Annotated in this window: 12 protein-coding genes; 9 read left to right on the top strand and 3 right to left on the bottom strand. The window is 69.0% G+C overall.

Annotated elements, in window-relative coordinates; genetic code table 11:
• Positions 1 to 29 precede the first annotated feature (29 nt).
• The 6 genes from Aco03nite_RS35830 to Aco03nite_RS35805 all read left to right on the top strand — a co-directional run bounded on the left by Aco03nite_RS35830 (position 30) and on the right by Aco03nite_RS35805 (position 7,654).
• A complete protein-coding gene (locus tag Aco03nite_RS35830; protein ID WP_203804011.1) occupies positions 30 to 635 on the top strand; it encodes a TetR/AcrR family transcriptional regulator in 606 nt (201 codons plus the stop codon).
• Between the two features lie 52 nt (positions 636 to 687).
• A complete protein-coding gene (locus Aco03nite_RS35825; protein WP_203804007.1) occupies positions 688 to 2,016 on the top strand; it encodes an acetyl-CoA carboxylase biotin carboxylase subunit in 1,329 nt (442 codons plus the stop codon).
• Entirely contained in the window at positions 2,013 to 2,900 is an 888-nt protein-coding gene (locus Aco03nite_RS35820) for a hydroxymethylglutaryl-CoA lyase (protein ID WP_203804002.1), read from the top strand. Before Aco03nite_RS35825 ends, Aco03nite_RS35820 begins: the two co-directional genes overlap by 4 nt.
• 545 nt (positions 2,901 to 3,445) lie before the next feature.
• Positions 3,446 to 4,813 carry a hypothetical protein gene (locus tag Aco03nite_RS35815; RefSeq protein WP_203804000.1) on the top strand — a complete coding sequence of 456 codons (1,368 nt, stop codon included), beginning with the start codon at positions 3,446 to 3,448 and terminating at the stop codon, positions 4,811 to 4,813.
• 118 nt (positions 4,814 to 4,931) lie between these two features.
• On the top strand, positions 4,932 to 6,455 hold the full coding sequence (locus Aco03nite_RS35810; RefSeq protein WP_203803998.1) for an acyl-CoA carboxylase subunit beta: 1,524 nt from the start codon (positions 4,932 to 4,934) through the stop codon (positions 6,453 to 6,455).
• A gap of 41 nt (positions 6,456 to 6,496) precedes the next feature.
• Entirely contained in the window at positions 6,497 to 7,654 is a 1,158-nt protein-coding gene (locus tag Aco03nite_RS35805) for an acyl-CoA dehydrogenase family protein (protein ID WP_203803996.1), read from the top strand.
• Between the two features lie 92 nt (positions 7,655 to 7,746).
• Here the strand turns inward: Aco03nite_RS35805 and Aco03nite_RS35800 are convergent, their stop codons facing one another.
• Positions 7,747 to 8,232, bottom strand: a complete 486-nt coding sequence (locus Aco03nite_RS35800) for a MarR family winged helix-turn-helix transcriptional regulator (RefSeq protein WP_203803987.1) — start codon at positions 8,230 to 8,232, stop codon at positions 7,747 to 7,749.
• Positions 8,233 to 8,333: 101 nt separating this feature from the next.
• Between Aco03nite_RS35800 and Aco03nite_RS35795 the strand changes: the two genes are divergently transcribed.
• Both Aco03nite_RS35795 and Aco03nite_RS35790 read left to right on the top strand, forming a co-directional pair.
• Complete coding sequence (locus Aco03nite_RS35795) at positions 8,334 to 8,906, top strand: YceI family protein (RefSeq protein ID WP_203803984.1); 573 nt, start codon at positions 8,334 to 8,336, stop codon at positions 8,904 to 8,906.
• A gap of 166 nt (positions 8,907 to 9,072) precedes the next feature.
• Complete coding sequence (locus Aco03nite_RS35790) at positions 9,073 to 10,542, top strand: glutamate-cysteine ligase family protein (protein WP_203803982.1); 1,470 nt, start codon at positions 9,073 to 9,075, stop codon at positions 10,540 to 10,542.
• Between the two features lie 94 nt (positions 10,543 to 10,636).
• Here Aco03nite_RS35790 and Aco03nite_RS35785 read toward each other — a convergent pair whose 3' ends face one another.
• Positions 10,637 to 11,962, bottom strand: coding sequence for a DMT family transporter (locus tag Aco03nite_RS35785; protein ID WP_203803979.1), 1,326 nt, complete (start codon positions 11,960 to 11,962; stop codon positions 10,637 to 10,639).
• A gap of 225 nt (positions 11,963 to 12,187) precedes the next feature.
• On the opposite strand from Aco03nite_RS35785, the gene Aco03nite_RS35780 reads away from it, so the two are divergent.
• Entirely contained in the window at positions 12,188 to 12,832 is a 645-nt protein-coding gene (locus Aco03nite_RS35780; protein WP_203803976.1) for a PASTA domain-containing protein, read from the top strand.
• 7 nt (positions 12,833 to 12,839) lie between these two features.
• Here the strand turns inward: Aco03nite_RS35780 and Aco03nite_RS35775 are convergent, their stop codons facing one another.
• A complete protein-coding gene (locus Aco03nite_RS35775; protein ID WP_203803960.1) occupies positions 12,840 to 13,166 on the bottom strand; it encodes a hypothetical protein in 327 nt (108 codons plus the stop codon).
• Positions 13,167 to 13,503 lie beyond the last annotated feature (337 nt).

Below are 13,503 nucleotides of genomic sequence, written 5' to 3'. Positions count from 1 at the left end.
CTGACTTGACGCCGGGTTACAGTTGCCGGGTGACGACGGTAGATCAGCGGCACCGGTCCACTCCGCCGGCTCCCCGGCGGCGGTCCCGCCGCGACGAGATTCTGGAAATCGCGGTGGGCCTGTTCGCCTCCCGGGGCTATCACGGCGTGTCGATGGATGACATCGGTTCCGCCGCCGGCGTCACCGGCCCGGCTCTGTACCACCACTTCGCCGGCAAGGAGGCGATGCTGGTCGCCGCCTTGATCCCGGTCAGCGAGGGTCTGCTCGCGGGTGGCAAGGAGCGGATCGAGCGGCATCCGGACGACGCGGAGGCGGCGCTCGCCGACCTGATCGACTTCCACGTCGATTTCGCTCTGGCGAACCCGGCTGTGATCGCCCTGCACCTGCACGAGCTGGATCGTCTGCCGGAGGATCCGCGCCGGCAGATCAGAAAACTGCAGCGGTTGTACGTCGAGGAATGGGTGAACGTGCTGTCCCGGGTCCGCCCGGAGCTGCCCGCCCCGGAGGCCCGGGTGCTGGCGCACGCCGCGTTCGGCCTGATGAACTCGACGCCGTTCCTCGGCGGTGAGGTCGACCGGGTGCGCCGGGCGGCCCTGCTGCGAGACGCCACGATTCATGCACTGACCGGGCACTGATCCCACAAGGAGAAGCCCGGTATGACCGACTGACAAAGTTGGAAAGAGGGCCATGATCGAGTCACTGCTCGTCGCGAACCGGGGCGAGATCGCCCGCCGGATCATCCGTACCGCCCATCGTCTGGGCATCAGAACGATCGCGGTCCATTCGGATGTGGACGCCGACATGCCGTTCGTCCGGGAGGCGGACGAGGCGGTGCTGGTCGGCCCGGCGAATCCGGCGGAGAGCTACCGGAACACCGAGGCGATCCTGGCCGCCGCGAAGTCGACAGGTGCCCGGGCCATCCACCCCGGTTATGGCTTCCTCAGTGAAAACGCCCACTTCGCCCGTACCGTCGAAGCCAATGGTCTGATCTGGGTCGGACCCGGCGCCGACGCGATCACCGCGATGGGCGACAAGATCAACGCCCGGAACCTGATGGCCGCGGCCGGCGTGCCGGTCGCGCCCGGGTCACCGGACCCGGTCGGTGACGCCGAATCCGCGCTGGCCGCGGCCGGGAAGATCGGTTTCCCGGTGATGGTGAAGGCCGCGGCCGGTGGCGGCGGGATGGGCATGGCCGTCGCCGAGGACGCGGCGAGCCTGGCGAAGGAGTTCGAGAAGGTCCGCACGTTCGCCGAGCGGATGTTCGGCGACGGCGCGGTGCTGGTCGAGCGCTATTTCCCCCGGGTGCGGCACGTCGAGGTGCAGATCCTCGGGCTGGCCGACGGCCGGGTGGTCGCCCTGTCCGAGCGGGAGTGCTCGGTGCAGCGCCGTAATCAGAAGCTGGTCGAGGAGGCCCCGTCCCCGACGGTCGGCCCGGAGCTGCGCGAGCGGATGCTGGCCGCGGCCGTGCAGGCCGGCGAGGCGGTCGGCTACCGGAACGCGGGCACGGTGGAATGCCTGCTCGACCCGGCAACCGGCGAGTTCTTCTTCCTGGAGATGAACACCCGGCTGCAGGTCGAGCACCCGATCACCGAGCTGATCCACGACATGGACCTGGTGGAGGCGCAGCTCCGGATCGCCGCCGGGCAGGACGTGACGGTCCCGGACGTCCGCGCCGGGCACGCGATCGAGCTCCGGATCAACGCCGAGGACCCGAAGCGCTTCTTCCCCGGCCCCGGCACGGTGACCACCTGGGTCGAGCCGTCCGGTGCCGGTGTCCGGGTCGACTCCGGCTACGCCGAGGGCACCACGGTCAGCCAGAACTACGATTCGCTGATGGCGAAACTGATCATCTTCGGCGCGGATCGGGACGAAGCGATCAGCCGGGCCCGTACCGCGGTGCGGGATTTCGCCATCGCCGGCCCGAAGAACAACCTGCCGTTCTTCGCCGAGCTGCTGGAGAACGACGAGTTCCTCTCCGGCGACTACGACACCGGCATCGTCGGGAGAATGCGATGACCGCGATCTCCCTCCGCGAGGTGGCCCCGCGGGACGGGCTGCAGAACGAGGAGCCGATCGTCACCGGCGCCAAGGTCGAGCTGCTCGACGCGCTGAGCGCGACCGGGGTGGGCCGGATCGAGGCGGTCTCCTTCGTGCATCCCCGGGCGATCCCGCAGATGGCCGACGCCGACGAGGTCTGGGCGAAGTCCTGGCACAACCCGGACGTGCGCTATTCCGCGCTGATCCCGAACACCCGTGGCGCCCAGCGCGCCCTGGCCGCCAGTTTCCGCGAGATCGAGGTGGTGGTGTCGGCGAGCGACACCCACAACCGGCGCAATCTGAATCGGTCCACAGAGGAGTCGCTGGACGACATCGCGCAGCTGATCCCGCTGGTGCACGAGGCCGGCGCGACACTCGAGGTGATCGTCGCAACGAGTTTCGGCTGCCCGTTCGAGGGTGACGTCGATCCGGACCGGGTGGCCGGCATCGTGGCCCGGGTGCGCGCCGACGGCGCGGACCGGATCGCGTTCGGCGACACCACGGGCATGGCGACGCCGCGGCGGGTTCGAGATCTTCTTTCGGCGGTACGCCCGGACCTGCTCCACTTCCACGACACCAGGGGTACGGGTCTCGCCAACATCCTGACCGCACTGGACCTGGGCGTGTCCGAGTTCGACGCGAGCGCCGGCGGGCTGGGCGGCTGTCCCTACGCGCCGGGCGCCACCGGAAACGTGGCCACCGAGGAGGTGGTGCACATGCTCCACGACATGGGTATCGACACCGGAATAGACCTGGACCGTCTCATCGAGGCGGCCGCGCTCGCCGAACGCCTGATCGGCCGGCAGTTGCCGTCCGGTGTTCTCCGCGCCGGACCGCGCACCCGTTTGGTGGGCAATAGGTAAGCGGGCGATTTCCCGATTTGTTCGCGTGACTTCCCGCGCGTTCCCGTCGTTACCATTACCGAGCAGCCGATAACGCCTGTTTCTGACTAAAGGAACCACATCGGCTGCCGCTGACGACGAGGGGTGGATCGTGAAGAGCTGGGGGGTCGAGCGCGACGAGCGCACGGCGAGCCGCTCCGTGATCCCCCACGGCAGCTCCTCGCACATGCCGTCCCACAGCCAGGGGACGGAGCGGCGACCGGAGCGCCGCGCGGGAGGCACCGCTCACCGGTGCGCCCCGCGTGCACGCGTCGTCTCAGCGGTCGGCGGCTCCCTGCAAACGGCCGACCAGCCGTCGGAGACCGCCTGAAGATCCACCGGAGCGCGCCCGTACCGGAATGACCCCCCGACTTTCGTGATTCCCCATCCGCTTGCGAACGAGCGGCGAATCGCATGACGCCTTGCGAAGGCGCTGTCACCAGCGAATTCAGGCCGGAGAAATAGCTCCGGGGAGCCGTTGCGCCCGAAACATCGAATTGACCATTTGTGAAAGGCATCCCTTCTCTATGAAGAAGACTTGGATTCGTAAAACGCTGAGTGTCGGCGTGCTCGCGGCCGGCGCTCTGCTGCTCGCTCCGTCTGCCGCCGCTCTCGCCGACAACGGCCCGGGCGGCGAGGCGCCGAGCAGTGCGGCCCCGGGCATTCTGGGTGGTCTGGCCCCGCTCGATCTGAGCACCGTGACCGGCACCGTGGGCAAGGCGGTTCCGTCGCTGGACGGCGTGGTCCCGCTGGGCAACCTCAGCGCGCTGGCCGGCGAATCGCAGGGCGCCAACCAGGGCGGCAGCCAGGGCGGCTCCACCGTGGACGGTTCGCGGACCCCGGAGAGCCGGACCATCAAGCCCAGCAGGAAGCAGGTCGAGCGCCGGGCGACCAAGCACAACCGGCAGCGCACCGAGAGCACCAGCGGTTTCCGGCGCATCTCGGGCGGTTCGTGCGGCAGCTCGATGGCGATCCTCGGTTACGCCAGCGCCTACGGCTCCTGCTCGAACAGCAACGCCGTCGTCGTCCACCGCAAGCGGACCCACTGGGTGAAGCGGGTCGTCCCGGTCTACACCTCGAGCTACATCATCGGCGGCAGCGACTGCGGTGACTGGGACTACCGCGCCACGGCGTTCTACGGCCTGGTCGCCGACTACGACTCCTGCGGTGGCGGCGCCTACCTGGACAGCAGCTACCTGGGCGGTTACGTCAGCAGCGCCGGCTGTGGCGTCCCGACCTGCTCCAACGCGGGTGGCGGCTACACCAACTCGGGTGGCGGCTACACCACCAGCAGCAGCGGGTACACCACCACCAGCGGTGGGTACGCCAACGCCGGTGGCGGTTACACCAACGTGGGCTACCCGAGCGGTGGGTACGCCAACGTGAACAACCCCGGCGGCGCGTACGTCACCACCGGCACCCAGGGTGGCGGATACAACGCTGGCACCCAGGGTGGCGGATACAACGCTGGCACCCAGGGCGGCGGGTACAACACCGGCACCCCCGGTGGCGCGTACAACACCGGCACTCCCAGTGGCGCGTACAGCGGCGGCAACCCCGGCGGCAACGGTGGGGCGCCCGGTAGCGCGTACGGCACTCCCGGCACCAACGGTGGCAACACCAGCCCCGCCGCGACCTGCAACTGTGACAAGCCGGCCAAGAAGCCGGTGAAGAAGAAGCCGGTCAAGAACGTGGCCAGCGAGCCGGTCCGGGGCAACCCGGCCGGTTACGGCGACGTCGACAACCAGAACGTCGACGACCAGAAGGTCGACGACGGTTACAAGAACGGTGGCAACCGTGGCGGCAACGCCCCGGCGAAGGACGACGGTTACGGCACCCCGGCCGGCGACGCCTACGGCAACACCACCGTCGGTGGTCGCGGCGGCAGGAACTGATTCTCACCCGGCACCACCGAACGGGAGTCCCTGGAGGGGCTCCCGTTCGCCGTTGCCGGTGTATCACTCTGTGGGATACCCTAACGTTCGTTAAGTCTAACGAGCGTTAAGGAGAGCCATGGACGGCGAGACGCTGGCCGGAGTGCGCAAACGTGTGCTGGCCGGCGGGGCGGAGCGTTATCACACCGCCAACGCGGCCAAGGGCAAACTCTTCGCCCGCGAGCGGATCGCCCTGCTGACCGACGAGGGCTCCTTCGTCGAGGACGGCCTCTACGCCAACAGTCTCGCCGACGGGCTGCCCGCCGACGGCGTGATCACCGGATCCGCCCGGATCGACGGGCGCGACGTCTGCGTGATGGCCAACGACTCCACGGTCAAGGCCGGTTCCTGGGGCGCCCGCACGGTCGAGAAGATCATCCGTGTCATCGAGCGGGCCTATCAGCTCGGCGTCCCGATGGTCTATCTGGTCGACTCGGCCGGCGCCCGGATCACCGACCAGGTCGACCTCTTCCCCGGTCGTCGCGGCGCCGGGAAGATCTTCCACACCCAGGTCAAGGCGTCCGGTTCGATCCCGCAGGTCTGCGCGCTGTTCGGCCCGTCGGCGGCCGGCGGGGCCTACATCCCGGCGTTCTGCGACGTGGTCGCCATGGTCGACGGCAACGCGAGTATGTATCTGGGGTCCGACCGGATGGTCGAGATGGTCACTGGGGAGAAGACCACCCTGGAGGCGATGGGCGGCGCCCAGGTGCACTGCAAGGAGTCCGGGGTCGGGCACTTCCTCTGCAAGTCCGAGCGCGAGGCCCTGGACGTGGTCCGCACCTACCTGTCCTACCTGCCGTCCAACTGGACCCGGCGTCCTCCGGCCGCGGCCGCCGCCGATCCGGCGAAGATCGATCTCGCCGGTCTGGTCCCGGCCAGCGAGCGCCAGGCCTTCGACATGCGGCGGTATGTGAAGGGCCTGGTCGACGAGAATTCGTACTTCGAGATCTGGGCGCTGTGGGCCCGGGAGCTGACGGTCGGATTCGCCCGCCTGAACGGGCAGGTGATCGGTATCGTCGGCAACAACTCGATGTTCAAGGGCGGGGTGCTGTTCGTCGACTCGGCCGACAAGGCCAGCCGGTTCACGCAGCTCTGTGACGCTTTCAACGTGCCGTTGCTGTTCCTCACCGACGTGCCCGGTTTCATGGTCGGCACCGCGGTCGAGCGGCAGGGCATCATCCGGCACGGCGCCAAGATGATCACCGCCATCTCCGAGGCCACCGTGCCGAAGATCTGTGTGGTGGTGCGCAAGGCCTACGGCGCCGGGTTGTACGCGATGGCCGGCCCCGGTTTCGAGCCGGACGCCACCATCGCCCTGCCCACCGCGAAGATCGCGGTGATGGGGGCGGAGGCGGCGGTGAACGCGGTCTACGCCAACAAGATCGCGGCGATCGACGACCCGGAGGAACGGGCCGCGTTTGTCGCCGAGCGTCGCGCCGAGTACGAGCGCGACATCGACATCATGCGCCTGGCCAGCGAGCTCGTGGTGGACGCCGTGGTCGAGCCGGCCGATCTGCGGGCCGAGCTGGTGCGGCGTTTCCTCGCCGCCGAGGGCAAGGACCGCTCCTTCGCACGACGCCGCCACGGCGTGACCCCGGTGTGAAAAGTCAGCCATAACGAGGCGAAACCCAGAGAGAGGTAGTCATGGTCGACTTCCGGCTCGGCGACGAGCACGAGGAGTTGCGCGACAGCGTTCGGCAGTTCGCTCAGGAGCAGGTCGCGCCGGTGATCGCCGAGCACTACGAGAAGAAGACGTTCCCGTACGACGTCGTACGGCAGATGGGCAAGATGGGCCTTTTCGGTCTTCCGTTCCCGGAGGAGTTCGGCGGGATGGGCGGCGACTACTTCGCGCTCTGCCTGGCCCTGGAGGAGCTGGCCCGGGTGGACAGCTCGGTCGCCGTCACGCTGGAGGCCGCCGTCTCGCTCGGCGCCATGCCGATCTTCCGGTACGGCACCGCCGAGCAGAAGGAGCGCTGGCTCCCGCGCCTGACCAGCGGTGAGGCGCTCGCCGCGTTCGGTCTGACCGAGCCCGGCACCGGTTCGGACGCCGGTGGCACCACCACCCGAGCGGTCCTGGACGACAGCACCGGCGAGTGGGTGATCAACGGGACGAAGGCGTTCATCACCAACTCCGGCACCGACATCACCTGCCTGGTCACGGTGATGGCGGTGACCGGGACGAATCCGGACGGTTCCAAGGAGCTGTCGACGATCATCGTCCCGTCCGGCACTCCGGGATTCACCGTGGCGCCCGCCTACTCCAAGGTCGGCTGGTGCGCTTCGGACACCCACGAGCTGTTCTTCGACGACGTCCGGGTGCCCGCCGCGAACCTGCTCGGCGGTCGCGGCCGTGGGCTGGCCCAGTTCCTGCGGATCCTGGACGAGGGCCGGATCGCGATCGCGGCGCTCTCGGTCGGGCTGGCCCAGGGCTGTGTCGACGAGTCGGTGACGTACGCCCGGAACCGCACCACCTTCGGCAAGCCGATCAGCGATCACCAGGCGGTGAAGTTCATGATCGCCGACATGGATCTGCGCGCGCACACGGCCCGGCTCGGTTACTACGACGCGGCGTCGCGGATGCTGGCCGGCGACGACTTCAAGCGGTTCGCGGCGATCGCCAAACTGAACGCCAGCAACGCCGCGATGGAGAACAGCCGCTGGGCGACCCAGGTGCACGGCGGCTACGGCTTCATGAACGAGTCGGCGGTCGGCCGGTTCTACCGGGACGCGAAGATCCTCGAGGTCGGCGAGGGCACCTCCGAGGTGCAACGCCTGCTCATCGCCCGTGGGCTGGGGCTTTAGGAGCCAGATCAAGCCCCTGCTGTGGTACGGCCGGAGACGGCGCTGTCGTCACCCGTACCGCAGCAGGCTCTTGATCGTGAAAGACCGCGAGGTCAGGCCGGGAGTGCGCTCTCCTCGCTGCCGGCCGCCGCGCAGGGGTTGACCGCGTCGCGGATCACCCGCAGCGAGTCGAGGAGCTGGGTGAGGCGGTCCTCGGGGAGCAACCCGACATACCACCTCTGGAGCAGCTCCAGGTGCCCCGGCAGGACCTCGTCGAGACGCTGCATGCCGTCGTCGGTGATCACCGCGTAGGAGCTGCGCCGGTCGGTCGGGCACGCCTCCCGGCGAACCAGGCCGCTGCGTTCCATGCGATCTACGACCCGGGTGACACCGCTGGTGGATAAGGTGGTCTGGCCGGCCAGGTCGGTCATCCGCAGGCGGCTCCCGGGCGAGCGGGCCAGCCGCATCAGCACTTCGAACTCCACCGAGGACAACCGATGTTCCTCGAACTGTGCGGCCAGGCGGTTCATCAATCCGGTGTATGCCTCAGCCAGCAGCCCGCCCGCGGTGAGACGTGGGTCGTCCAGGTCGGTGTTCATGTGGCCGACACTACCAGGCACTTGACATGAGGAATATTGCTGCGCATATAGTTGCTCCGTCAGACAAGCATCCCCACAAAGCTTCGGAAGAAGGCAGTGTCATGACCGTCAGCACCCGTGAGTTCGAAGGCCTCCAGATCCCCGCCGCCGGCACCTACGAGCTGGACGCGGCGCACAAGCGGGTCGGCTTCGTCGTGAAACACCTCATGGTCAGCAAGGTCCGCGGCCAGTTCGCCGAGGCCAGCGCGACCGTCGTGGTCGGGGAGAACCCGCTGGACTCCTCGGTGACCGCCTCCATCAAGACCGCGAGCGTCGAGACCGGCAACGTCGACCGCGACGGCCACCTCCGCACCGGCGACTTCTTCGAGGCCGAGAAGTACCCGACCATCGAGTACCGGAGCACCGGTGTGAAGTCGCACGCCGGCGCCGAGTTCGTGCTCTCCGGCGAGCTGACGATCAAGGACGTGACCAAGCCGGTCGAGCTGGTCGTCGAGTTCGAGGGCGCCACCACCAGCCCCTACGGGCAGCACCTCTTCGGCTTCAGCGCGCACACCGAGATCGACCGGGAGGACTGGGGCCTGACCTACAATATGGCCCTGGAGACCGGTGGCGTGATGATCGGCAAGAAGATCAAGATCGAGATCGAGGGCGAAGCCATCCTGCAGCAGGGCTGAGTCCTCTGTGGCCTGATCGAAAGCGCCGTCCGGTGGCCGCGGGCGGCGCTTTTGTTCTTCGCTGGCGATTGCCGGGCCGGGATGGCAGGGTTGACCGAGCGCACGCGTCCGTTCACAGAGCGGTGATCGACGTCCGTTTCGTCCCCGTCGTCCCCGGAGGGGCCACATGGGCAAGGATCTGGTGACCGCCGTTTTCACCCCGCACGACCGGGTCCTGTTCCGGGAGAAGGTGCGACGCTGCGTCGACGTGCTGTCCGGCATGCTGGCCACCGAGCCGTTCGAGGCCGGCGGGCCGAGCGCCGGCCTGGAGATCGAGATCAACCTGGTCGACGCCGAAGCCGGGCCGGCCATGCGCAACACCGAGATCCTCGCCGACCTCGACGACCCCCGCTTCCAGCCCGAGCTGGGCCGCTTCAACCTCGAACTCAACGTGCCACCCCGCGACCTCGCCGGAACCGGGCTGGGCGACTTCGAGAACGAGATCCTCGACTGCCTGCGTGCCGCGTCCGAGTGCGCGTCCAAGGACGAGACCGGCCTGGCCCTGATCGGGATGCTGCCCACCCTCACCCCCGAACACCTGGTGCCGGCCAACCTCACCGACAACGAACGGTTCCGGGCCCTGGACGCCGAGATCGCCGGCGCCCGCGGCGACGACTTCCGGATCGACATCCACGGTGCCGAACGACTCGTGACCAGCAGCGACTCCATCGCCCCGGAAGGCGCCTGCACGAGTGCGCAATTTCACCTCCAGGTCGCGCCGGACGACTTCGCCCGCTACTGGAACGCGTCCCAGGCCGTCGCCGGCGTGCAACTCGCCCTCGGCGCCAACTCGCCGTTCCTCTACCGGCGCCGGCTCTGGGCGGAGACCCGCATCCCGTTCTTCGAACAGGCCACCGACGCCCGGCCGGACGAGTTCAGCGCCCAGGGCGTCCGTCCCCGGGTCTGGTTCGGCGACCGCTGGATCGACTCGATCCTCGACCTCTACGAGGAGAACCTCCGCTACTTCCCACCCCTGCTGCCGGAACTCAGCGAGGAGGACCCGGTCGCGGTCCGCGACTCCGGAAAGACCCCGCTGCTGTACGAGTTGAGACTGCACAACGGGACGGTCTACCGATGGAACCGTCCCGTCTACGACGTCTCCGCCGACCGTCCCCACCTGCGCGTGGAGAACCGCGTCCTGCCGTCCGGCCCGACCGTGGCCGACACCCTCGCCAACGCGGCGTTCTACTTCGGACTGATCGGCCGGCTCGCCGAGGAACCGGAGCTCTGGCACGGGCTGGAGTTCGCCCGCGCCGAGGCCAACTTCCGGGCCGGGGCGCGGGACGGCATCGACGCGCGGCTCGCCTGGCCCGGCCGGGATCCGGCGCCCGCCACCGAGCTGGTCCGCGAGGTTCTGCTGCCGGTGGCCCATGCCGGACTGGACCGGTTCGGGGTCCAGCCGGCCCAGCGCGACCGGCTGCTCGGAATCATCGAAGACCGCTGCCGGACCGGGCGCAACGGAGCGGCCTCGCAGACGGCCGCGGTCCGGGCCGCCGAGGAGCGGGGCCGGGACCGGACCGCCGCGCTCCGCGAGATGACCCAGCGGTACGTGGAGTTCCAGCGCACCAACGAGCCGGTACACACCTGGCCGGTGTGACGCCCGGCCGCGCTTTCCCGCGCCGCGCCGTGTCGCGCCTTCGCCGCGCCTCGCCTTGCTGCGCCGGGCCTTGCCGCGATCTGCGGGGCGGGACCTACTTCGTGTCGTCCTGGTTGATTCGGGCCACCGTCGGCTTGGCCGGCGGCGGGGTGATCGTCGAGCGCGAGGCGGACTCGCCGTTCTTGCGCTTCATCGGCGGTTTCGGGGCCGGGGACACCGGCTTGGGCGCGGTCGGCGGCGGGTTCACCGGCTTCGGCGCGGTCGGCGGGGAGTTCATCGGCCGGGGTGTACCAGGCTGGGGCTCGACGGGTGCGGCGGCCTTTACCGGAGCCGCAGCTTTCACCGGTGCCGGCGTCACCTTTGCGGGGGCAGGTGTCGTCGCCTTCGCAGAGGTCGGCGTTGCCTTTGCGGGGGCCGGCTTTTCCTGGGTGTTGGTGCGGCCGCTCGGCTTCGGGGGCGCGGGCAGCGCCCTCGGCCCGGTCTCCCGCGGCTCGGTCCCCGTCACCTCGGTCTCCGCCACCTCGGCCTCCACCGGCTCGGTCTCCCGCGGCGCCTTCACCGGGCGGCTCTTCGCGACGGCCACCGTCAGCGCGGAACCACCCAGGCCGGCGAGGACCGCGTAGGGCGCGATCAGGTAAGCCGACTGCAGCGGGCCGAGCGTCTGGGTCAACTGTGGAGCCAGCGCCAGGAACGAGAACGCGACGAGCAGCGGGCCGACCGCCCCGGAGATCGCCGTGCCCAGCCCGACATCCCGGCGCAGAGCCGCCGGAACGGCCGCGACCAGGCCGATGACGAACGCCGCGGCCAACGTCAGCAGGGCGCTGGGCCAGTAGATCCCGCCGTACGACACCGGGTTCACCGACTCGGTGAACTGCCAGCTCGCCAGGTAGGTCGCGAAATCGCGGTCACTGGCCAGCTCGGCCATCACCCCGGCGACGGCCAGCGCCCACAGCCACAGCGCCGTCCCGATCAGGTTGGCCGCGACCGGGCCGGACGAGACCGCCCAGAACGCCACGATCAAGCCGACGGCCAGACCCGCCAGCGCGTAGCCACCCGCCACCAACTGCGGGGAGACGGTGTCGGGGCGCACCGCCGACCGGGCCGGCAACGCGACCAGGATCAGCGACACCACCCCGCCCAGAGTCGCGGCCAGGGAGAGCACAAAACGCCACAGCACCCGCCAGCGGCTGGGGATCTCGGCACGCATCCGGCCGGCGATCACCGCACCGAGCACCGTCGCGCTCGCGGTGATCCAGGCGGCCCAGCCGAGGCTGCCCAGCCAGGTGCTGTCCGGATCGGCCGCGCTCACCGGCCACGCGATCACGCCGAGCCCGTAGCCCAGCCCGAGCTGTGCCGCGCCCGCGCCGGCCGCGATCCCGGCGGCGGTGGCGGCCTGTGTGGTCAAGCCCTTCTCGGCCATGCGGGGCACTGTACTTGCCGATGACGATGTCCGCGAAATGGTCATTGGATCGCTTTCCGCTGGTGGGAACACATACCGGGCCCCAGCACGAATATTCTCCAACGTCACTGACCGGTGAGCATCTCGCGGAAACTTGCCCGTCGAATCCGTACGGACGAGGGCATGTCGAAAGATGTTGACCGGGTACGTTGACGCCAGGGATACCTGTCAGCGGAAGGACCGGGAATGCCTGAGGAGCGCGATCCGGAGCGGCCGGAACCAGCGGACTCTGTGGACCCGGACGGTGACGTGTGGACCGGTCGGGCCGGAGTGCGGCCGGTCGGCGCAGTGCCTCGCGACCCCTATGCGGAGGAGAGCGGCTGGGCCGACCCGGCCGCGGTCGAACCGTCCGGCCGGTGGTGGGCCCCGATCGCGGTGGGCACGATCGCGCTGTCGCTGATCGCCCTTCTCGCCTTCGGTATCGCGGTGATCGTACAGAACACCGGCAAGGAACCGGAACGGCCCGCGGCCACGCCGACCGCTGTCCGCATCACGACAGGCGGGGTGGCTCCGGAGAACACCAGCCCGCCGGCTCAGCGGGTGGAGGCACCGGCCACCCCGGCGACGACCGATCCGGCCGATGCCGAGGTGACCGTGCCGGCATTACGTGGGATGCCCCTCGCGGACGCGCAGGCGGCTCTGTCGCGTACCGGGTTGGGGTGGCGGGTGATCCGCCGGGAGAGCGATGCCGAACCGGACACCGTGATCGCCTGTGACCCGGAGGAGGGGCAGCAGGTGCCCTCGGACACCCGCATCACCCTCATCGTGGCCACCGCGCGAGCCGGCGAGGAGCCGCCGACCGCCGTGCCGTCTGCCAGCAGTCCCGGATGACCACGCGCTAGCGGTTGGTGGCGCGAACAGTCCGGGTCGGAACAGCTCCCGGACGTGCTGGCTGCCGACCGTTGCGGGCCCGCGGATCGGGGGCCTTTCCGACCGGCCGCAGGCCGTTTACCTGGACGAAGATGGAGCGGCGTTCGACCGCGTCACCTGCCGAGTTCAGTTCGTAGCCGTCCAGCCAGACCCATCCTTCATAGGTCGGCCAGTCGTGCACACGAATGACCCGGAACAACATCGGTGACGCGAATTGGACGCTTGCCGCCTTCGTCACGTGGATTACATCACCGGACCGAGGTAGGACCACGTCATCTCCTGCCCTGAGACTCATGTGGGATTGTGGACATTGGTGACAAGTGCATCAGTTTGCCGCCTGAGTGCACTTTTGCAACCCCTCGACGGAATTGACCATCGAAGGAGGTTGCGGAACGTCACTGCCGCCGAACAGCCCCACCCGTGTCAGGGCAGAAGTCCACGAAGGACTTCCGATGGCTCGGCGCCCCGTGATGGACGTCGTTTCGGTACGAAATAACCAACTCTGGCCGGGTCGCTCAAGAACATTAAGTGACGCTGGCCATACGGAAAGATTGCACCACCAGTGTCGTCGATGCAAGTTGCATGTCACGCTTCCGTGATCCTGCGTGATCATCCACTGTGCTTGAATGATC

The organism is Actinoplanes couchii, from assembly GCF_016862075.1.
Classification (GTDB): Bacteria; Actinomycetota; Actinomycetes; order Mycobacteriales; family Micromonosporaceae; genus Actinoplanes; species Actinoplanes couchii.
This window is presented reverse-complemented; position numbering and strand designations above follow the sequence as displayed.

Excerpts from the sequence above, each read along its gene's own strand:
- Aco03nite_RS35780 (WP_203803976.1), top strand. The coding sequence starts at position 12,188 with ATGCCTGAGGAGCGCGATCCGGAGCGGCCGGAACCAGCGGACTCTGTG.
- Aco03nite_RS35800 (WP_203803987.1), bottom strand. The coding sequence starts at position 8,232 with ATGAACACCGACCTGGACGACCCACGTCTCACCGCGGGCGGGCTGCTG.
- Aco03nite_RS35820 (WP_203804002.1), top strand. The coding sequence starts at position 2,013 with ATGACCGCGATCTCCCTCCGCGAGGTGGCCCCGCGGGACGGGCTGCAG.
- Aco03nite_RS35795 (WP_203803984.1), top strand. The coding sequence starts at position 8,334 with ATGACCGTCAGCACCCGTGAGTTCGAAGGCCTCCAGATCCCCGCCGCC.
- Aco03nite_RS35790 (WP_203803982.1), top strand. The coding sequence starts at position 9,073 with ATGGGCAAGGATCTGGTGACCGCCGTTTTCACCCCGCACGACCGGGTC.
- Aco03nite_RS35775 (WP_203803960.1), bottom strand. The coding sequence starts at position 13,166 with ATGAGTCTCAGGGCAGGAGATGACGTGGTCCTACCTCGGTCCGGTGAT.
- Aco03nite_RS35805 (WP_203803996.1), top strand. The coding sequence starts at position 6,497 with ATGGTCGACTTCCGGCTCGGCGACGAGCACGAGGAGTTGCGCGACAGC.
- Aco03nite_RS35785 (WP_203803979.1), bottom strand. The coding sequence starts at position 11,962 with ATGGCCGAGAAGGGCTTGACCACACAGGCCGCCACCGCCGCCGGGATC.
- Aco03nite_RS35810 (WP_203803998.1), top strand. The coding sequence starts at position 4,932 with ATGGACGGCGAGACGCTGGCCGGAGTGCGCAAACGTGTGCTGGCCGGC.
- Aco03nite_RS35815 (WP_203804000.1), top strand. The coding sequence starts at position 3,446 with ATGAAGAAGACTTGGATTCGTAAAACGCTGAGTGTCGGCGTGCTCGCG.
- Aco03nite_RS35825 (WP_203804007.1), top strand. The coding sequence starts at position 688 with ATGATCGAGTCACTGCTCGTCGCGAACCGGGGCGAGATCGCCCGCCGG.